The sequence below is a fragment of the Kitasatospora sp. NPDC056327 genome, from assembly GCF_042261735.1.
Classification (GTDB): domain Bacteria; phylum Actinomycetota; class Actinomycetes; order Streptomycetales; family Streptomycetaceae; genus Kitasatospora.
In genome coordinates, this window is sequence record NZ_JBHJRC010000148.1 from 1 (window position 1) to 19,498 (window position 19,498).

Genomic DNA, 19,498 nt, shown 5'->3' on the forward strand with positions numbered 1-19,498 from the left:
GCACCGGGACTTCCCGGTGCGGCCCGCTCGGCGTACCCCGTCCGGCCGCCCCACGGCCGCCGCCGGGCGGGCGGCCTCCGCTCAGCGGCGGCCCAGGAGCCGCGCGAGGAAGCCCCCGCCCCGCCCGGCGGTCCGGTCGCAGGAACAGCGGCCGGACCGGGGAATTCCGGCCAGCACCTGCTCGACGTGCATGCCGCACCCCGCGTAGTCGGCCTTGCCGCAGGTGCGGCACGTGGTTCGTCGGCACATCGCTGGACTCCTCGCTCCCGGGAGGGAAGGACTGCCCTTCCCTCCCGTTCGAGTATACCGAGGGGGGTATTTTCCCAGCCGTGACGACCGCGGGGCGGAACCCCGGGAGCCGTCGACGGTTTCGGTTCGATCACGGTGCGTCCCTTTGGTCGGGCCTTGGGCGGGAGTGCGGTGATTGATCTTGTTGGCACCGGACCTCCGCCGCTCGGATAATTCCAGCCAGACGCACGAGGGGGCGGGTGGCCACGAGCCACCGGGACTGCCCGCGAGATGCCCGTGCGCACACTTCCCGAACCTCCCTGGGGGATCTCCCTTGTCTGCGCACGATCACGTGCCGCCCGTCGCCGATCCGGCGCAGGATCCGGCACCCGACCCGTCCGCCGCGCCCGACCGCACCGCCGGAGCCGGCCCCCTTCCCGGCCCGGCGGCTCCGCCCGCCGGACCCGGGAAGCTGCCGCGCGCCGTCGGCGTGACGCTGGCCACCGCGGGCCTGCTCGCCGTCACCGCGACCAGCGCCGCCGTCACGGTGGCCGTCGGCCGGCCCGACGCACGGCCCGCCGCGTCGGCCACCGCGGCAGCGGCCCCGACCGCCTCCGCCACCGCCTCCGCGAGCGCCACCACCGCGCCGCCCGCGGCACCCGCTCCCGGTGCGGGCGTTCCCTCTCCGGCCGACACCGTCCGGGGAACGGTCAGCGGCGGCCGGCACGACGGCGACCTGCGCTTCTTCCTCCTCCCGATCCCCGAGGGCGGCGAGTCCTACGGCCCCGCCGAGGGCATGCCGGTGACCGACGAGGAGCTGGCCGGACGGATCACCGACGGAGCGGAGGTCATCACCGCCCTCCGCGCCCTCGGCTTCAAGGACGCCGCCACCCGGACCTACCGCACCAAGGACGGCAAGGCCGAGGTGACCGTCACCCTGATGCGGTTCGCCACCGCCGCCCGGGCCGGCGAGTTCGCCAGGAGCTACACCATGGACCTCCCCCCGGTGGAGATCAGCGGCGACCCCGCCGCCCGCGGCTACCTCCGCAAGCCCGAGCAGAAGGCCTACACCGGCTCGATGAGCGGCATCTCCAGCCAGGGCGACGTGCAGTACGTCGTCGACGTCGACGTGAAGGGCGACCCGGACAAGGCGCTGCTGAACGAACTGATGAAGCGTCAGCGCGACTGGCTGACCTCCGGGCGCTGAGCCCCGCACCGCCCCGCCCTCCCCCCTCTCCTCCGGAGCTCCCCGTGACCACCGAATCCGTGGCGCCGTCGCCCGCCGGCGCGCCGCCGGCGGCCCCGCCCACCGGGCCGCCGACCGCACCGGCCGCCGCCCTTCCCGGGCCCGTGGCCGTTCCCCCGGCCGCCCCGGCCGGCCCCGCCGCCCCGGCCCCGCCGGCGAACGCCGAGCGCGCGCCGCGCCGTCCGCGCCGTCCACGCCCCGTGCTGCTGCTGGTGTCCGGCCTGGTGCTCGGCACCGCGGCCGGCGGCGGCATCGGCTACGCGATCCAGTCCGGCCGGCCCCCGACGCCGCTGCCGCCGCTCCAGGTCGCGCTGCCGACGTACCCCTCCGACGTCCTGGACCCGGCCGCAGCCGCCGCCTTCGCTCCCCCGCCGCTCGCCATCGACGGCGACCTGCGCAAGCTGCTGATCAGCCCGCCCAGCGGCAGCAAGCCGTGGGACGACTACCCGGAAACGCCGAGCTGGATCACGGCGGGCGAACTCGCCGAGCACGACGCGAAGGCCGCCGCCGTCTTCGTCGAGCTCGCCGCGGAGGGCTTCCGGCGCGCCGTGGAGGTCGACTGGCAGCAGAACGACCTGTCGGTCCGGGTCACCCTGACCCAGTTCGCGGCCGACTTCGCCACCAGCGCGGACAGGCACAACCGGCGCAAGGACGACCTCGAACCGTTCGCCCCCGAGGCCAACGGCGGCTACCAGATGGAGAGCAGGCCCGGGTACTGGTCCGAGACCACCGAGCAGTACTACCTCGGCCGGGCCGTCGCGCAGCGCGGCACCGTGGTGATGAGGGTCGAGGTCTACGGGACCCGGCCGGTGAACGCCGAGGTCGTCAGGAACATCGCCAAGCAGCAGTGGGAGCGGCTGGTATGACCGAGAGCACCGTGACCGGCCCCGCGGAGTCCGGGCCGCAGCCCGGGGCGGCCGCCCCGGCCCCCGCGCCCGCCGGCTCCACCCCGCCGCCGGGCTCCTCCGGCACCTCCCGCCGGGCCCTGCGCGCCGGTGGCGCCACCGTGGCCGCCGCCCTCGTCGGCGTGGCCGTCGGCGCCGGCGTCATCGAGGTGCGCTACGACGATCCGGTACCCGCGGCGGCCACCGCTCCGACCGGCACACCGGCACCGGGCGCCACCCCGTTCGGCGCGAAGTCCAACGGCAACCACTTCGGGTCGCTGCGCGACCTGCTGCTGCCGGTCTCGGACGACTACCGCCCCGGACCGGACGACGGCGCGTTCGGCAACGACACCGAACTGACCGCCGACCAGCTGACCGCCGCGTTCGAGGACGACCTCGGGCCGATCCCGAAGGAACAGCGGGAGAAGCTCATGCAGTCCTGGAAGGACCTGCACGTCAGGGCGACCGGCGTGCGCACCTACACCAACCGGCCGAACAATCTGGTGATCGGCATGAAGCTGCACCAGCTCAACCAGCAGGAGGTGCAGAAGGCCGGCGAGTTCATGGCCGTGTTCACCGGCAACACCGGGATCTTCCGCCTCGGCCCGGCCGTGCCGGGCCACCCCGAGGCGCACTGCTACCTGCTGCCCGCGGAGCCCTCCGCACCGATCGACCGGATGACCTGCTCGGCCGCCGAGGGCGACCTCCTGGTGGTCATGGACGCCGAGGGAGTGGCACCGCTCGCCAAGGACCGGATCGTCGCCCTCCTCGCCCAGCAGCTCGACCGCCTCGCCCGCCCGGGAGCCTCCGCATGACCGACCACGACAGTTCCGCCACGCCGGTCGCACCGGCACCGGCCGTTCCGGTAGCGGCCGTTCCGGTAGCGGCCGTTCCGGCGCCCGGGTCCCCCGCGCCGGGCGCCGCCCCGGACGCACCGCCTGCGGACGAGGAGCGCGCGCTCCGCCGCACCCGGCGCCGGAAGGCGGCGGTCCGCTGGGGCGCCGCGGCCGTGGTGTGCGCGCTGGCCGGGACCGGCAGCGCGCTCGCCGTGACCGCGCGCGACCGCACCGACCTCCCCGGGCTGGCCACCGAGAACGACGGGCGCTACACCTTCCCCGCGCTGGTCCTGCCGCCGCTGCCCTCCGGCAAGGCGGCGCCGAAGGACAACAAGAACCGGCACGCCGCCGAGCTGCGGCACCTGCTCCTGCCCGTGCCGGTGGAGGCGGGCGGCTCGCGCACCCCGGCGGTCTTCCCCAGGCCCGCCGTCACCGGCTCCGCCACCGGCGGCGCCGGCCAGGGTGCGAGCACCGGCCCCGGCGCCTCCGGCTCCCCCACGGCCACCGCCTCCGCACCCGCCGCCGGACCGGACGGGGCCGACTGCAACGCCCTGGCCGCCGAGCACAAGGACCCGGCCAGGCTGCGCGCCCTCCTGCTCCAGTACGCCTGCCGGGCCGCCACCGTCCGCGAGTGGACGGCCTCCGACGGCACCTGGACGCAGATCCGGCTGCTCTCCTTCGGCTCGTCCCACGAGGCCTGGCCCGTCTTCGTCGCCCTGCGCGACGGCGAGGACCCGAAGGACACCCCCGGCCTCGGCAAGGTCACGCCCCAGGGCTGGGACGAGGTCTACGGCGTCACCCTCGCCGCCCGCCAGACCCGGACCGCGCACACCGGCGCCGACCCGGCCACCCGGCTCGCCTACCTCACCGCGGGCGACCTCGTGGGCGTCGTCACCATGACCAACCCGCGGGGCGTGTCCGCAACGGCGTTCCGGCAGGTGGTCACGCTCCAGTCCGACCTGCTGGCCTGAACCGGACGCCCCGGTGATCGACGGGCGGGCGGCGGCGCGACCGCCGGCCCGCCCGCACGGCGAGCGGCCGGGCCGCCCGACCGCCCCCGCCGAAGAGCGGCGGGCGGTGGCGGCCCTGCGGCCGACGAGGGGGCCGAGCACCGCGTCGAACCGGCCACGCACGAGCTCCGGCCCGGGCCACGGCACCCGGGCCGGCAACATCGACACGCCCTGAGCACACCGATGACGTGCGGTGCTCCCTCGGACGCCACGGCCCCCCGCCCCCGCGGCCGGGACCCCGACCGGCGGACGGCCCTCGAACGGCGGACGGCCCTCGAACGGCGGCCCCGGTGCCCGTGGACGGGGGCGGGGGCGCGGGGCGGGGCGCGCCCTGCGGATCCCTGCCGGAGTCGTGATGGGCGCGCCCCGGCCCCAGCAGGGGTCCCCGGCCCCGGCCCGCCGTGCCCGTCAGTGCAGGAGCCCGCGGAGCACGGTGAGCAGCCCGGTGGCCTCGGCGGGCGGCCGCGGGGCGCACCACGCGAGGTGGCCGTCGGGCCGGACCAGGAGCGCACCGGCGGCGGGGAGCCCGGCGAACCGTGCCCAGGTGCCGTCGTCGACCGGCAGGGCGTGCGGGGTGACGGGCAGGCCGGCGGCCGTGGCGGCGGCGGCCTGGCGGTGCCAGTCGGTGCCCGGGGCGGGCGTGAGCAGGGCGAAGCCGGGGCCGACGAGGTCGAGGGTGGAGGCGGTGCCCGGCAGCACGAGGTGCGGGAGCCGTCCACCCGCGACGGCGCTCCCGTGCTCGCAGGACGGGTCCAGGGGCGGCCGGTCGGGGGTCCCCGGCCCGGTGCGGACCGCGGCGGAGCGGTAGACGGCGGTGAGCAGCAGCTCGTCGTCGATCCGGTAGCCGGCGCGGGCCCGGGAGTTGGCCAGGGACAGGTCGACGACCTGGCGGGCGACGGGGCGGCGCTCGTCCTGGTAGGTGTCGAGCAGCCGGTCGCCGGCCCGGCCGTCGAGGACGGCGGCGAGCTTCCAGGCGAGGTTGTCGGCGTCGCCGATGCCGGTGTTCATGCCGTGCCCGCCGGTCGGCGGCACGACGTGGGCGGCGTCGCCGGCGAGGAGGACCCGGGAACGGCGGTAGGCCTCGGCGAGCCGGGCGTCCATCCGCCAGGTCATGGTGTCCCGCACGGTGACGTCGAGTCCGGGGAGACCGGCCGCCTCCCGGACCAGCCGGGCGAGCGCCCCGGGGTCGGCGAGCAGCGCGGCGAGGTCGTCGCGCCCGGGATCGTAGGGGTACTGGTAGACCCAGTGCCGGTCGTTGTCGACGGCCAGGAAGCCGCCGCGGCCGGGGGCGGTGAGGAAGTAGGAGGCGCTGGCGCGGTCGGCCACCACCTCCCCGAGCGGGGCCTCGAAGCGGATGCTCAGGTAGTGGCCGAGGCCGGTCGGGCCGTCCATCGCGATCCCGGCGCCGTTGCGCACGGTGCTCGCCGCGCCGTCGCAGCCGACCAGGTGGTCGGCGTGCACGGTGTGCACGGTGCCGGTGTCGCGGTCCTCCACCTCCGCCCGGACGCCCTCGCCGGGCTCCTCGGTGAAGGAGAGCAGCCGGGCGTGGAACCGGACCGCCCCGGGCGCGCGTTCCCGGGCACGGCGCAGCAGCACCTCCTCCAGGGCGTCCTGGGAGCAGACGAGCCCCGGCGCGGGGGTGCGTCCGCCGCCCGGTTCCGGGCCGTCCGGCACCACCCCGGTGCGGACGAAGTCCGGGTCCACGAGGTCGCGGCCCCGGTAGAAGAAGACGTGGGAGGGCGGCAGGCCGGCCCGCCGGACGTCCGGTTCCAGCCCCAGCCGCCGGAACACCTCGACCGAGCGGGCCGAGACTCCGCGGGCCTTGGGGTGGCGGGAGGTCGCCGGGTGCGCCTCGACCAGCAGGTGCCCGACGCCCTGTTCGGAGAGCAGCAGCGAGAGCGTCAGGCCGACCGGCCCGCCCCCCACCACCAGCACGGACGTCCTCGTCGGCCACGTTCGCATGTCACTCCCGAACTTGTAACGCCATTAATTGCTTTCGACGTTACCATGGGGATGTGGACACGACCGGAAGGAACGGACGCATGACCGATGGCCCCCTGGGCGGCAACCCGCGCGGGCTGCTCTTCCTCGCCGAACTCGCGAACACCGTGCGGCAGGACCCCGCCGTGGACGCCGCCGGACTGCAGGCGCTCCTCGAACGCCACCAGGGCCCGCCGTTCCGGCTCACCGAGGCCGACGCCCGCGAACTGCGCGAGGCCACCGCCCCGGTCGCCCGCCTGCTCTCCACCGGGGATCCGGACGTGGCGGCCGAGACGGTGAACGCCCTGCTCGACCGGTATCCCGCCCGGCCCCGGCTGGTCCGGCTGCCCGGCCGGCCGTGGTCGCTGCACACCCAGCCGCCGCCGGACGCCGGCCTCACCCACTGGCTGCTGTCCACCGCCGCGCTGGCGCTCGGCCTCTGGCTGAGCGAGCGCGGCCGGTGCGCCTGGGGCCGGTGCGCGGCGCCCGGCTGCGGGCGCTTCTTCATCGACACCGGCCGCCGCACGCCGCAGCGCTACTGCACGCCGCGCTGCGCCACCCGGGTACGGGTGGCCGCGCACCGGGCGCAGCGCGACGCCGACTGACGGCACCGGACGCGGCCGCCGGGCGTCAGGCCCGGGCGAGCCCGGCGGCCCCGGCGAGCAGCCGGTAGGAGGTGAGCAGCTCCGCCCGGTCGTAGGTGCTGGTGGTGAGCAGGAACTCGTCCGCGCCGGTGCGCTCCACGAGGGCGGTGAGCGCGGCCACGGCCCGCTCCGGCGTGCCCGCGATGTGGCCGGCGAGGGCCTGCTCGAACGCGGTGCGCTCACGCGGGCTCATCGGCCGGGCCAGGACCTCCTCGGCCGGCTCCAGCGGGGAGAACTCGCCGTGGGTACGGCTGTGGGCGCTCGACCAGGCCTCCGGTACGAGCAGCGCGCGGGCCCGTTCGTCGCTCTCGGCGACGGCCACCGTCCCGGAGACCACCACGTAGGGCCGGGCGGGCGCGCCGCCGCGGGCGGCGGGGCGGAAGTCCCGCCGGTAGCGTTCGATCGCGGCCGTCATGGCCTCCTCCCCGCGCACCGCCGCGATCACCAGCGGCAGGCCCGCCCGGGCGGCGACGTCCGCGCCCGCGCCGGTGGCCAGCACGAACGCCGGGACGTCGAGTCCCTCGGCGGGGCGGGCGTGCACGCCCCCGGGGCCGCGGGCGGCGGGGTCGAACCAGGAGAGGAGTTCGGCGAGCTGCTCGGGGAAGCGGTCGGCGGCGTCCTTCTCCCGTCCCAGGGCCCGCCGGACGCCGTCGGTGAAGCCCACCGAGCGCCCCAGGCCCATGTCGATCCGGTCCGGGAACAGCGCCGCGAGCACACCGAACTGCTCGGCGACGACGAGGGGCTGGTGGTTGGGCAGCATCACCCCGCCGGTGCCGACCCGGATCCGGGAGGTCGCGGCGGCGACCGCGGCGGCCAGCACCGTCGGGGCGGAGCCCGCCACCCCCGGCACCCCGTGGTGCTCCGAGACCCAGAAGCGGTGGTAGCCGAGCCGCTCGGCCTCCACCGCGAACGCCACGGTGTCGCGCAGCGCCCGGGCGGGCTCCTCCCCCCGGCGGGTCCGGGAACGGTCCAGTACGGAGAGGCGCAGAGCCGGTGCGGCGGTCACTCCGGTGGCAACAGCCGTCCTCGACGCCGTCATTCCCGGCGGCCCGGGGCCGACCGGAGGAGCCGGACCTGCGGGGACGGGAGGCGGGGGCGGACCTGCGGGGACGGGCGGCGGGGGCGGGGGCGGGGACGGGCGGCGGAGGCCGGCGGCCGGGCGCGTGGCGTCAGAAGGCGGGGAACGCCGGGCCCACGGGCCGGCGCAGCGGCGCCGGCCCGGCCGGGGCCGCCTCGCGCAGGCCCTCGGGCAGACAGAGCCGGCTCTGCATGATCCTGGTCCACAGCACCAGGTCGCCGAGCGCGCGGGCGTGCTGGGCGGCCGCCCGGACGTTGTCCTCGTCGCACGGGAGCAACCGCACCCGCTCCCCCGAGGCCGCCAGCCGGGCGTGGCGCTCGGCGAGGCGGCAGAAGTACTGGGCGTGCCGGCGGCGCAGCCCGGTGCGGTCGCCCGTCTCGGCGCTGCGCTCGGCCGCGAAGGCCCGCACCGGCCCGATCAGCCGGTAGCGGAGCCGGTCGCCGTAGCGGTGGACGCTGATCAGGGACTGGGTGACGAGGTCGCGCAGCGCCCGGGCGGTGTCGAGGGCGTTCGCCGGCGGGGCACCGCCGTCCGCGCCGCGCCCGCCGCCCCGGCCGGGGACCTGCCCGGCACCGCGGTCGCCGCCGACCAGGTGCTCGGCCGCCTCCAGCGAGAAGTCGCCCTGGAAGACCGAGACCGCGGCGAGGACCCGCTGCTCGATCGGGCGCAGCCGGATCCAGCTGCGTTCGAACGCCTGGCGCAGCGACTGGTGGCGGCCCTGCTGCGGGGCCCGGCGGCGCTCCAGCAGGTCCAGCTGGTGGGACATCCGGGAGAGGATGTCCTCCAGCGAGATCGCGCTGAGCTGTCCGGCGGCGAGCTCCAGGGCCAGCGGGTGCCCTTCGAGCACCGCGCAGAGGTGGGCGACCGCGGCGCAGTTCGCCTCGGAGAGCCGCCAGAACGGCGCGGCCTCGGCGGCCCGCTGGACGAACAGCCGACCGGCCGGGGAGGCGAGGACGCCCCGCCGGGTCGGCTCCCGGGGGACGGGCAGCGGGCCGATCGGCCAGCCGGCCTCCAGGGCGAGGCCGAGCGGTTCGCGGCCGGTGGTGAGCAGTCGGGTCGCGCCGCCGCCCGAGCGCAGCAGGAACCCCGCGAGGCGGCAGGCCGCGTCGAGGGCGTCGTCCGCGTTGTCCAGGACCAGCAGCGCGGGCGTCCGGACGGCGGGGTCGCGCAGGGCCGCGCCCAGGGTGGCCAGGGTGCCCCGGCTGTCCTCCTGGGCGAGGTCGACGAACCAGACGGGGCCCGGTGCGCGCCGCGCGTACTCGGCGGCCAGCCGGGACTTGCCGATGCCCGGCGGTCCGGTGAGCGTGGCCACCCGGTGCTGCTCCAGGGCCCGGCCCAGCCGGCGGAGTTCGTCGTACCGGCCGACGAGTTCGGTGCCGTGGACGGGCGGCGCGAGGCCGGCCGGGTCGTGCGGCGCCGGGCCGCCGTACGCCGCCGTCCAGGGGCGTTCCGGGAGGGCGGGCACGGGGCGCCGGCGCCGGCTGATCTCGCGGACGATCCGGTCGGCCTCCGCGCGGGGCACCTGGAGGGCCCGGCAGAGCGCGAGCACCGAGCTCTGCCGGGGGCGGCCGACCCGTTCGTTCTCCAGGTTGCCGATGGTGCGGACGCTGACCCCGGACGCGTCCGCCAGCCGCTCCTGCGTCCATCCCCGGGATTCCCGGAGGGTGCGCAGGAGCCGGCCGGACTGCTCTTCCCCGGTCGCCGTCGCGCCGTCGGGATACACCTGGTCACCCCCACAGTGGTCTGCCCCAAGGGCGAAGATACCGAGCGACGCGATGTCAGGTCTAGACCAACTTGACCAAGCTGCGGATTTAGGACGTCACGGCGACGTCGCCACGCACGGTGACATCGCCGCGGGTGGTCAGCACGAAGTCGGTGAAGGTCCCGACCGAGACGAAGTCCTCGATGTCCAGGGTCTCCGGGTCGACGACCAGGTCGATCGTGTCCTCCAGCGCCATCAGCAGCTCCAGCATGGTGGTGGAGTCCAGGTGGAGGTCGTCGAAGAGGCGCACGTCGTCGGCGAGCCCGGCGACGTCGCGCTCCAGGACGTCGCTCAGGGCGGTCTCCAGGGCCTGGACGATGGACTGACGGTCCGTCATGGTTCGCTCCTCTGTGAGGCGGGGGTGTCGGTGAAGTGGGGGTACCGGCGGCACGGAGGTGCCGGTGGAACGGAGGCGCCGGTGGAACGGAGGTGCCGGTGGAACGGAGGTGCCGGTGGAACGGAGGTGCCGGTGGAACGGAGGTGCCGCTGCGGCGGTCAGACGACGATCTCGGCGAGCCGGGCCGCCAGCCGTCGGCGGTCCACCTTGCCGTTGGCGCTGAGCGGCAGGGCGTCCAGCACCACGCAGCGGCGCGGGATCTTGTACACCTCGATCTGCTCGCGCATCAGCTCCAGCGCCTCGGCGGCCTCGACCCGTCCGACCACCACGAGCACGGAGGGACGCCTGCCCTCGGGCGGCAGGACGGCGGCCGAGACGACGCCCGGCACCCGGTGGGCGGCGGCCTCCACCTCGGTGGCACTGAGCCGGAAGCCGTTCTCCTTGTAGAGGTCGTCGCGGCGGCCGCTGAAGTAGACGTAGCCGTCCTCGTCGAGCCAGCCGTAGTCCCCGGTCCACAGCTCGGGGAAGAGACCGTCCCGGCGGGGGAACCGCTCGGCGTTCAGCTCCGGGCGCCGCCAGTAGCCGGCCATCACGTGCGGCCCGCGGACCACCAGCTGGCCGATCTCCCCCGGCGGCACCGGGGCGCCGTCGTCGTCGACGGCGAGGACCTGCGTCCCCGGCAGCGGCAGACCGCAGGAGCCGGGCCGGGCGAGGTCGCCGTCCGGCGGCATGATCGTGGCCCGCTTGCACTCGGTGAGGCCGTACATGACCTGCACCCGGAGGTCCGGCAGGGCCGCGCGCAGGCCCGCGATGGTCTCGGCGGAGAGCGCCGCGCCGGTGTTGGTGAGCAGCCGCAGGGCGGGCAGCCGGTTGGCCGAGCGGCGCAGCAGCCAGGCCAGACCCTCGCTGGCCGAGGGGACCCCGGGCAGCACGGTCGCCCCGGTGGCGGCCAGCCTGCGCAGGAGCATCGGGCCGGCCTCGCTCGGCAGGCCGAGCCAGAGGTGGGCGCCGCTCAGCACCGAGAGGTGGACCTGGTAGAGGCCGTAGTCGAAGGAGAGCGGCAGCGGGCAGTAGACGACGTCGTCGGCCCGGTAGCCGAGCACCGACTGGATGGCCCGGGCGGCGAACAGCACCTGCTGGTGGGTGCTGACCACTGCCTTGGGCAGGGCGGTGGTGCCGGAGGTGTAGATGAGGCTCACCGGGTCGACCGCGAGCACACCGGACGCGCCGTCGGCCGGTCCGGCCGGGCGGGCGGGAGCCCCGGGCCCCGCCCCGGCGGCCCGCTCGCCCGGCGCGGCTCCGGGCGGCTCGGCTCCGGGCGCATCGGCTCCGGCCGGCGGGAAGGCGGCCCCGACGAGGGCCGACAGCGGCAGGGCCGCGATCGAGCGCCCGTCGGCCGCCTCCCGGTCCGCCGGGTCCTCGGTGATCAGCAGCCTCGGCTCGCAGTCGTCCAGGACGTGGAGCAGCGGCGCGCCGTGGACCTGCTCGTGCAGCAGGGTGTAGGCGGCGCCGAGCCGGGAGACCGCGAAGACCAGCACGGCGAGCGCGGGGCCGGAGGGCGCGGCGGCCACCACCCGGTCGCCGCGGCGGACCCCGGCCGTCCGCAGGAGCTCCGCCAGGCGCCTGGAGGCTGCCGCGAACTCCCGGTAGTCCAGCGTCAGTTCGCCCTGGGAGAGGGCGGGGCGGTCGGGCCACAGCTCGGCGGCCCGGTCGAGGATGTCGTGCAGCAGGGCCGGTGTCCACGGCGTGCCGGGGGCGGTCATCGGGGGCTCCCGTCGACGGTGGTCGGGCTGGTGGCGGTCCGGTCGGCAGTGGTCCGGACGGCGGCGGCCGGACCGGCCGGGTGCGGGGCGGTGCCCGCCGGGGCGGCGGCCCGGCCGGCGCGGGCCGGGGGCGGGACCACCGCGGTCGCGGTGGCGGTGCAGACGAGCAGGGGTTCGGCGAGCACCTCGGCGGCCGAGGGCGAGCGGTCGGGCCGGGCCGCGATCACCTTGTACGCCTCGAACTCGACCTTCCGGCGCAGCCGGGTGCGGTGCACCAGCCGGGCGGTCAGTTCCAGGTAGTCGCCGGGCCGGCAGGGCGCGGTGAAACGGACGGCCGAGTACTCGGCGAGCAGGCCCTCGTCGCCGTCGGTGCGGACGGTGATCTCGGTGACGAGATCACCGAACAGGCCGAGCAGACGGGCACCGGGGACCAGGCCGCCGCCGTAGTGGGCGTCCTCCTGGCCCAGGCGCAGGCGCAGCCGGGCGACGACCGGCGGGCCGTCGGTCCCGGCCGGGCCCGGGACGGCGCGGTCGGCGGTGCCCGCGGTGGCGGCGGGCCGCTCGGCGTGCGGCAGGGTGGTGGACGGTCGGTCCATGGGGGGCTCCTCCCGGACGGTGGGGCGGGGATCGGGGTCGGGTGGTGGGGTGAGGGGGGCCGGGTCGAGGCGGCCGACCGCCACGGCGGTCACCGTCCGGCGCTTGTGGGCGATGGACACGGCGGTGGCGGAGAGCCCGAGTTCGGCGGCCCGGTCGGCGGCCCGGCCGCGCAGCCGGAGCAGCGGCCGCCCGGCGCCGTCCTGGCCGACCGCGATCTCGCGCGGCGCGATGCCGCGCAGCAGCCCGGTGCCGAGCACCTTGAGCACCGCCTCCTTGGCGGCGAACCGCCCGGCCAGGTACTCCCGGCGCCGGCCCGGTCCGAGCCGCTCCGCGCGGGCCAGTTCCTCCTCGGCGAAGCAGTGCCGGAGGAACCAGGACCGCTCGCAGAGCCGGTCCAGCTCGCCCAGTTCCAGGACGTCGATGCCGACCAGCGGGGCGGCACCGCTCACCGCACGGCCCCGGCGGGCGCGGCGGCCCCGGCCGCGGAAGCACCGGCTTCGGCGGCGGCGGACCCGGCCGTGGCGGCAGGAGCGGCCCCGGCCGTGAGGTCGACCAGCCGCTGCTTGGCGAGCAGGTCCTCCAGGGTGTCCCGCTCCCGGACCAGGTGGGCCTGCCCCCGGTGCACCAGGACCTCGGCCGGGTACCCGTGGCTGAGGAAGAGTCCGGGCGAGGCCGTCGGCCCGTAGGCGCCGGAGAGTTCGACGCCGAGCAGGTCGCCCGGGGCCACCTCGGGCAGCCCGACCTTCTTCGCGACGACGTCGTTCGGCGTGCAGAGCGGTCCGGTGACGGAGTACGCGCGGACGGCGGGCGCGGCGGGCCGTCCGAGGTGGCGGACCGGGAAGTTGCGCTTGACGAAGCTGCCGACGCCGACCGCCGCCATGTGGTGGTTGGTGCCGCCGTCGGCGACCACGAACCACTCCCCCATCGAGCGCTTCACGTAGCGGGCCCGCACGACGTAGGTGCCGGCCCAGGCGGTCAGGTAGCGGCCGAGTTCCATGATCAGCCGGCAGTCCGGGTGGCGCTCCGCGAACGGGGCCACCACCTCGTGCATCCCGGTGCCGAGGGCCGCCACGTCGAGGGCCTTCTCGTTCTCGAAGTACGGCACGCCGAGGCCGCCGCCGAAGTCCACCGTCCCCAGCGGGACGCCGAGTTCGGCCGAGAGCCGCTCGGCCGCGGCCAGGATCTCCCGGGTGTTGTGCACCACGTCGGCGTGGTCGAGGAAGCGTGTGCCCATGTAGGCGTGCAGGCCGGTGAGTTCGACGTGCCGCAGGCCGGCCAGGACGTCCCGGGCCGAGCGCAGCACCTCCAGGTCGATGCCGAACTGGCGCGGCTTGCCGCCCATCGCGAGGCCGGATCCCTTGGTCGCGAAGTCGGGGTTGATCCGCAGCATCGCACGGCACCGGACCGGGCCGGCCGCCGCGGCCAGCTCGTCGAGCCGCCGGAGCTCCTCCACCGACTCGCAGACCACCGCGTGGATCCCGGCCTCCACGCAGGCGGCCAGTTCGGCGGCGTCCTTGCCGGGGCCGAGGAAGATCACGTCCCGCGGGTCGGCGCCCGCCCGCAGCGCGGTGACCAGTTCGGCGTGCGAGGAGACCTCGGCCCCCGCGCCCAGCGACCGCAACAGGGCGTAGACGCTGATGTTCGGGTTGGCCTTGAGCGAGTAGAACACGTCGACGGCGGGCGGCAGGACGGCCCGCAGGTCGCGGTAGGTGCGTTCGAGGACCTCGCCGTCGTAGACGAAGAGCGGTGTGCCGAAGCGCTCGGCCAGCTCCGTGACGGCGATCCCCTGGAAGGTCGTCTCCCCGGTGGTCATCGGTGGGTCCCCTCGGTTGCTCGTTCGGTGTGGGGTACCGCCGGGCCGGGCCCGGCGGCGGGGGCCGGATCGTCCGGCCCGACGGCGCGCAGCCCGCGGATCGCGGGCACGGCGGGCAGCGCGGCGCAGCACGCGAGTGCCAGCACGGTGGCCCCGACGAGCACCTGCTGCCCGCCGAGCCGGTCGGCCAGGGGCCCGGCGAAGGTGCGGCCGAGCGCCATCGCGGCCAGCGAGCCGGTGACGTCGTAGGCGTACATCCGGTTGAGCAGCGCGGCCGGGACCTGCGTCTGGACGGTCGTCGCCCAGACCACGCCCCAGAAGGCGCAGCCCACGCCGGCCACCCCCCAGCCGATCGCGAGCGCCCACGGCGGCAGGCCGAGCGCCGGGGCCAGCGGGTAGAGCGTGAAGACGGTCAGCGCCCCGGCCCCGGCCAGCAGCGGACGCCGCGGGCGGACCTTCATCGCCAGCACGCCGCCCAGGGCGCAGCCGCCGCCGAAGGCCGCCATCGCGGTGCCGTAGGCGGTCGCCCCGTGCTCCTCGATGATCAGCACACCGCCGAGCGCCAGCGACACCCCGGCCACCGTGAAGCCGTAGACGGTGAACAGTGCGATGACCGCCCAGAGCCAGGTTCGCGACCGGAACTCCCGCCATCCGTCGGCGAGCTGGCGCAGCAGCGAACCGTCCCCGGCGCTCTGCGGGACGAGCTTGACGCGCAGCCGCAGCAGGCACCAGCCGCTGATGCCGTACGTGGCCGCGTACACCGCGAAGACGGAGCCGGGCGAGAGGGCGGCGACCATGGCTCCGGCCAGCGCCGGGCCGGACAGCGCCGCCAGGGCCTCGGCGACCCGCAGCGAGCCGTTCGCCCGCTGGACGTCCGGGGAGACCGCCGGGACCATCGAGGCCACGCCCGGCTGGAACATCGCGGTCGCCACACCGCTGACCACCTGCGCGGCGACGATCTGCCAGAGCGAGGGCGTGCCGAGCAGGAAGCCCAGCGCCACCACGGACTGCACCACCAGGCGCACGCCGTCGGCCCACACCATCAGCCGGCGCGGCGTCAGCCGGTCCGCGAGCGCGCCGCCGAAGAGCATGCACAGGGCGAGCGCGGCGGTCCACGCGCCGAGCGCGTAGCCGACGCCGCTCGGGCCGTAGCCGGCGTCCAGGATGCCGACGGACAGGGCGACCGGCAGCATCGCGTCACCCAGCATGGCGACGGTGCGGGCGGTGAAGAAGAGCCGGAAGTCACGGTTCCAGAGCGGAACGCCTCCGGTGGACGGGGGCGACGGCCGCCCGGCGGCCGGGGCGACGGCCCGGTCGGTGACGCGGTCCGTGACGCGGTCCGCCGGACCGTCCGGGCCCCGGTCGTGGACGCGGTCCGCCGGCGCGGCGGCCGGGACCTCCTCGACGCTGCTCACCGGCCCGGCCCCTCGGCCAGCACGGGCAGCGCCCGCCAGGCGGCGGCGTCGGCGTACGCACCGGGGCCGGGGCCGCAGGGCGCGGGGGCGGCGTGCAGGACGTACCACTGCGGCGCGAGCGCGGTCGGCCGGCCCGGGAGCAGGCCGAGCATCCGCCGGTGCAGTCCGGCGAGGACCTCCGGCGCCGGCGCCGGGTCGTCCGCCGACGCCGCGACCCGGCAGACCAGCCGGTCGCCGAGCCGCTCGTCCGGCTCCGCGACGACCAGGTGCGGCCGGTCGCCCAGTGCCTCGCGGGCCAGCCCGCGCACCGCCGCCAACTCGACCCGGCAGCCGTCGCTGCGCACCCAGCCGTCGCCGCGCCGCACCGGTTCCAGGCCGATCAGCCCGGGAAGCCGGTCCAGCGGAAGGTCGCCGTCGGCCGCCGCGGCCAGCAGCAGCACCAGCGAGCGGCCGAACTCCTCCGCCTCCCCGGGCGGCAGGACCTGCGGGTCCGCCCAGAGCGCGAGGTCCAGGCGCTCCTCCAGGCGGTGGGCGATCAGGACCAGCCGGCTGGGCACCAGTTCCGCCGCCAGCGGTTCGAGCCGCAGGTCGAGGGCCTCGTCGTAGCGGCCCAGGGGCTTGTCCTCGGCCGGGGTGCGCACCGCGGGGAAGCGCCGTCCGGCCGGTCCGGCCCGCCCCTGGCCGAGTGCGCTCATGTCGTTGAAGACCAGGTCGCGGGCGAAGGAGATGCCGCGCTGCTCACCCACGCCGTTGATCACCTCCCAGGCCCGGATCGGGTCGAACCAACTGGCCCGGTAGGCCCGCATCGCCTCGGTCCGGCAGGCGCGGACCAGCTCGTCGAAGGTCCCGGCCGCGCCGGTGTCGAGCAGCAGCAGGGCGTCCTGGGCGAGGGTGCCGAAGTAGCCGCGCAGTTCCTTGGCCACCCGGTTCGCGGACAGCGAGGTGACCGCGCACCGGGGCTCGTCCACCCGCCGGGCGACCAGGGCGCCGAACGCGGCGAGGGTGACGACCGAACGCGACACGCCGGTGCGCGCGGCGATCCGGTCGAGGTGCCCGGCCGCGCGTCCGGAGACGATCCGCAGGCCGGTGTGGTGCCAGTCCTTCTCCGCCGGGCCGGCGAGGCCGGGCACGGCGAACGTCGCCTGCGGCACCACCCGCATCCGGGCGTCCCAGTAGGTGAGCGCCGACTCGGTGATCCGCCGCACGCTCGGCCGCCGCTCCAGCTCCACCACGTCGATCGGCTGCAGCCCGGCCGGGGCCGGCAGCTCGCGGCCGTCCATCAGGGCGGACCACTCCTCGACCAGGATCTCCCAGCTGGTCGCGTCCATCGCCGTGTGGCAGACCGCGCAGACCAGGGCCGCGGGCGCGCCGCCGGAGAGCAGCACCGCCAGCCGCAGCGGCAGGTCGGCCGCCAGGTCGAAGCCCCCGGTCCGCAGTTCGCGGGCCAGTTCGACGGCGGCCTCGGCCGGATCGCCGTCGGCGTCCACGAGGAGCAGGTCGAGGGTGCCCTCGCCCGCCACCTCCTGGACGGTGTCCGGGCCGATGCCCGGCGCGATCCGGTACGTGGTGCGCAGCGACTCGTGCCGCTCCAGCAGCACGCCGATCGCCGCCTCGACCGCGGCGAGCCCGGTGCCGTCCGGGACCGGCAGCACCGTGGTGAGGTTCAGGTGGGACGGGTCGTCGTCCACGATGACCGCGCGCAGCAGGTTGGTCAGCCCGTGGGCCAGTGGACCGCTGCGCGCGGAGAGTCCCGAGAAACCGATCTTCGACAACAGCCTCCGCCGTGCCATGCCGCTCCGCCTCCTCAGCTGCTCCGGCCCGGTGGTCCCGGGCCTCGTGCGGTGCCAGTGAAGACGGGGGCCGACGGGACGGCCAGGAAGGCCGATCGGCAACAGTTCCGGTGCGCGCGGCCGGGAGTACTGCTCCGGCCTGCGGCGATGCCGCGGGCGGCCCGGGCGGCGGGCGGCTGCGGACGGCCCGCAGTTGCCGATCGCTTGCCGGTCCGGTGCCGGTCGGGTGCCGCTGACGGCCCGTGGGGCGGCCGGGAGCCGGGGGGCTGCGGGGAGTGCGGACGGGCCCGGAGGCCGGGGAGGTCCGTGCGGCGCCGGGGGCCCTCGCGGAAAACCACTGGCCCGTCACGGCACCGCCCTGGTAACCATGTGACATGCTACAAACCTCCCGGATCGCCCTCCGCGCCCGTCACGACAGCGACGTTCCGCTGCTGCACGCCGAGCTCCACGACGACGTCGCCACCCGCTCGCGGGCCGACACCCGCCCCTGGCAGCCGGTCCCGCCCGGCTCCCCGCAGTCGCCCTTCGTGGTGAAGCCGGACGACGACCGGGCGGCGTGCTTCTCGGTGGTGGAGCTGCCGTCGGGCGAACTGGCCGGGGAGGCGCTGCTCTGGGGCATCGACACCCACAACCGGGTCGCCCACCTCGGTCTCGCGCTGCGGCCCGGCTTCCGCGGGCGCGGACTGGCGGCGGACGTCGTGCGGGTGCTCTGCCGGTACGGGTTCACGGTGCGCGGGCTGAACCGGCTGCAGATCGAGACGCTGGCCGACAACCGGCCGATGATCAGGGCCGCCGCCGGTGCGGGTTTCGTGGCCGAGGGCACCCTGCGCCGCGCCGCCTGGGTCTGCGGGGCCTTCGTGGACGAGGTCGTGCTCGGGCTGCTGGCCGAGGACTGGACGGACGAGCCCGGGGCGTAGCCGCCCCCGGCCCGCGGCCCCGGCGGCCGGGGGCCCGGGGCTCAGGCCCCCGTGCCCTGCGGCGGGGTGGCGGCGGCCCGGTCCCGCGGCGCGCGGTGACGGGCGCGGTAGGCACGCGGGGTGGTACCGGTCAGCCGGGAGAAGTGGCCGCGCAGGGTGGCCGGGGAGGCGAAGCCGGTGCGGGCGGCGATGACCTCCACCGGTTCGTCGGTCCGTTCCAGCAGCTCGCGGACCCGCTGGAGGCGCAGGCCCAGCAGGTAGCGCGGGGCGCTGAGGCCGGTCCGGGCCAGGAAGCGCCGGTGGAGGCTGCTGACGCTGACGCCCGCGTGCCCGGCGATGTCGGCCGGGGTCAGCGGCAGATGGAGCCGGGTCTCCAGCCAGCGCAGGGTGGCGTCGAGGCCGTCGCTGTCGGCGACGGTCCGGCCGATGTCGTCGCGGACCCGTTCGGCGTGGACGAGGAGCGGGCTGAGCAGTTCCCGGCGGGTCCGGTCGGCGACCCCCTCGCCGTGGTCCTCGGCCAGCAGGCACAGGCAGACGTCCAGCCCGCCGAACACCCCGCCGGAGGTGCGGAAGGGCCCGTCGGCGGTCAGGGTGCCGCCGGGGTCGACCTCGACGCGCGGGTACCGGCGGGCGAGTTCCTCGGTGTGCCGCCAGGCGGTGGTCGCCCGCCGGCCGTCCAGCAGACCGGACGCGGCGAGGGTGAGCACACCGCTGCCCACCGCGCCGATCCGCGCGCCCCGGGCAACGGCGGCGCGGAGCGTGTCGAACAGCGCGGGCGCGGGCGGGCGTCCGGGGTCCGCCCGGTGGGCGGGCAGCAGCAGGACGTCGGCGTCGGCGGCTCCTTCGAGGCCGAACGGGAGCACCACCTCGGCGGGGGCGGGCCCGCCGAGCAGAACGGCGCCGGGGGCTCCCCCGGTGCAGAGCCGAAGCTCGTGGCCGGGGCCGGGGTGCGCGCGGTCGGCGGTGCCGAAGACGAGTCCGGGGGTGGTGAGGTGATGGCCGGGCAGGCCGTCGAGGGCGAGGACGGCGATCACGGGCATGGGCACCAGCGTAGTCGTGGGGCGGACGGCGGCGGCTCGACGGCGGACGGCGGGCGGCGGGCGGCGGGCGGCGGAAGGGCTGTACGTACGGCGTGACCTCAGCCGTGAGGACCTGCGCTCGTGGGCGCCGAAGCTGACGGTGATGCCGGCGGCGGAGC

Annotated in this window: 17 protein-coding genes; 6 read left to right on the top strand and 11 right to left on the bottom strand. The window is 76.8% G+C overall.

The genetic code is table 11. From position 1 onward, the window contains the following. Nucleotides 1-81 precede the first annotated feature (81 nt). Nucleotides 82-249, bottom strand: coding sequence for a hypothetical protein (locus ACFCX4_RS21360; protein WP_376144704.1), 168 nt, complete (start codon nt 247-249; stop codon nt 82-84). Between the two features lie 313 nt (nt 250-562). Here ACFCX4_RS21360 and ACFCX4_RS21365 point away from each other — a divergent pair, with 313 nt between their 5' ends. From ACFCX4_RS21365 to ACFCX4_RS21380, 4 genes are read left to right on the top strand one after another with little or no spacing between them, the layout of a single operon-like run. Next, complete coding sequence (locus tag ACFCX4_RS21365; RefSeq protein WP_376144705.1) at nt 563-1,435, top strand: hypothetical protein; 873 nt, start codon at nt 563-565, stop codon at nt 1,433-1,435. 44 nt (nt 1,436-1,479) lie between these two features. Next, nucleotides 1,480-2,340: a hypothetical protein gene (locus ACFCX4_RS21370; protein WP_376144707.1), complete on the top strand. Its 861-nt coding sequence runs from the start codon at nt 1,480-1,482 to the stop codon at nt 2,338-2,340. After that, complete coding sequence (locus tag ACFCX4_RS21375; protein WP_376144709.1) at nt 2,337-3,173, top strand: hypothetical protein; 837 nt, start codon at nt 2,337-2,339, stop codon at nt 3,171-3,173. The genes ACFCX4_RS21370 and ACFCX4_RS21375 overlap by 4 nt, the downstream gene beginning before the upstream one ends. Then, the gene (locus ACFCX4_RS21380) at nt 3,170-4,165 is read left to right on the top strand and encodes a hypothetical protein (protein ID WP_376144710.1); all 996 of its coding nucleotides are present in this window, start codon (nt 3,170-3,172) and stop codon (nt 4,163-4,165) included. Before ACFCX4_RS21375 ends, ACFCX4_RS21380 begins: the two co-directional genes overlap by 4 nt. A 447-nt stretch (nt 4,166-4,612) precedes the next feature. Here the strand turns inward: ACFCX4_RS21380 and ACFCX4_RS21385 are convergent, their stop codons facing one another. Beyond that, nucleotides 4,613-6,166, bottom strand: a complete 1,554-nt coding sequence (locus ACFCX4_RS21385; RefSeq protein WP_376144712.1) for an FAD-dependent monooxygenase — start codon at nt 6,164-6,166, stop codon at nt 4,613-4,615. A gap of 80 nt (nt 6,167-6,246) precedes the next feature. Here ACFCX4_RS21385 and ACFCX4_RS21390 point away from each other — a divergent pair, with 80 nt between their 5' ends. Then, nucleotides 6,247-6,789 (top strand): CGNR zinc finger domain-containing protein, encoded by a 543-nt coding sequence (locus tag ACFCX4_RS21390; RefSeq protein WP_376144714.1) that lies wholly within the window; start codon nt 6,247-6,249, stop codon nt 6,787-6,789. A gap of 25 nt (nt 6,790-6,814) precedes the next feature. Here the strand turns inward: ACFCX4_RS21390 and ACFCX4_RS21395 are convergent, their stop codons facing one another. From ACFCX4_RS21395 to ACFCX4_RS21430, 8 genes are all read right to left on the bottom strand, one after another. Beyond that, nucleotides 6,815-7,867, bottom strand: a complete 1,053-nt coding sequence (locus ACFCX4_RS21395; protein ID WP_376144716.1) for an LLM class flavin-dependent oxidoreductase — start codon at nt 7,865-7,867, stop codon at nt 6,815-6,817. Between the two features lie 130 nt (nt 7,868-7,997). Then, nucleotides 7,998-9,629, bottom strand: a complete 1,632-nt coding sequence (locus ACFCX4_RS21400; RefSeq protein ID WP_376144717.1) for a helix-turn-helix domain-containing protein — start codon at nt 9,627-9,629, stop codon at nt 7,998-8,000. Between the two features lie 88 nt (nt 9,630-9,717). After that, on the bottom strand, nt 9,718-10,005 hold the full coding sequence (locus tag ACFCX4_RS21405; protein ID WP_376144719.1) for an acyl carrier protein: 288 nt from the start codon (nt 10,003-10,005) through the stop codon (nt 9,718-9,720). Between the two features lie 158 nt (nt 10,006-10,163). After that, nucleotides 10,164-11,768, bottom strand: a complete 1,605-nt coding sequence (locus ACFCX4_RS21410) for a class I adenylate-forming enzyme family protein (RefSeq protein WP_376144721.1) — start codon at nt 11,766-11,768, stop codon at nt 10,164-10,166. Beyond that, on the bottom strand, nt 11,765-12,814 hold the full coding sequence (locus ACFCX4_RS21415; RefSeq protein ID WP_376144723.1) for a 4'-phosphopantetheinyl transferase superfamily protein: 1,050 nt from the start codon (nt 12,812-12,814) through the stop codon (nt 11,765-11,767). The genes ACFCX4_RS21410 and ACFCX4_RS21415 overlap by 4 nt, the downstream gene beginning before the upstream one ends. Next, on the bottom strand, nt 12,811-14,178 hold the full coding sequence (locus tag ACFCX4_RS21420; protein WP_376144725.1) for a type III PLP-dependent enzyme: 1,368 nt from the start codon (nt 14,176-14,178) through the stop codon (nt 12,811-12,813). Before ACFCX4_RS21420 ends, ACFCX4_RS21415 begins: the two co-directional genes overlap by 4 nt. Next, nucleotides 14,175-15,593 carry an MFS transporter gene (locus ACFCX4_RS21425; protein WP_376144727.1) on the bottom strand — a complete coding sequence of 473 codons (1,419 nt, stop codon included), beginning with the start codon at nt 15,591-15,593 and terminating at the stop codon, nt 14,175-14,177. The genes ACFCX4_RS21420 and ACFCX4_RS21425 overlap by 4 nt, the downstream gene beginning before the upstream one ends. Continuing rightward, nucleotides 15,590-17,383 carry a condensation domain-containing protein gene (locus ACFCX4_RS21430; RefSeq protein WP_376144729.1) on the bottom strand — a complete coding sequence of 598 codons (1,794 nt, stop codon included), beginning with the start codon at nt 17,381-17,383 and terminating at the stop codon, nt 15,590-15,592. The genes ACFCX4_RS21425 and ACFCX4_RS21430 overlap by 4 nt, the downstream gene beginning before the upstream one ends. A 374-nt stretch (nt 17,384-17,757) precedes the next feature. On the opposite strand from ACFCX4_RS21430, the gene ACFCX4_RS21435 reads away from it, so the two are divergent. Then, on the top strand, nt 17,758-18,300 hold the full coding sequence (locus ACFCX4_RS21435) for a GNAT family N-acetyltransferase (protein WP_376144731.1): 543 nt from the start codon (nt 17,758-17,760) through the stop codon (nt 18,298-18,300). A gap of 41 nt (nt 18,301-18,341) precedes the next feature. On the opposite strand, the gene ACFCX4_RS21440 is transcribed toward ACFCX4_RS21435, so the two are convergent. Then, nucleotides 18,342-19,340, bottom strand: coding sequence for a GlxA family transcriptional regulator (locus ACFCX4_RS21440; RefSeq protein WP_376144733.1), 999 nt, complete (start codon nt 19,338-19,340; stop codon nt 18,342-18,344). Nucleotides 19,341-19,498 lie beyond the last annotated feature (158 nt).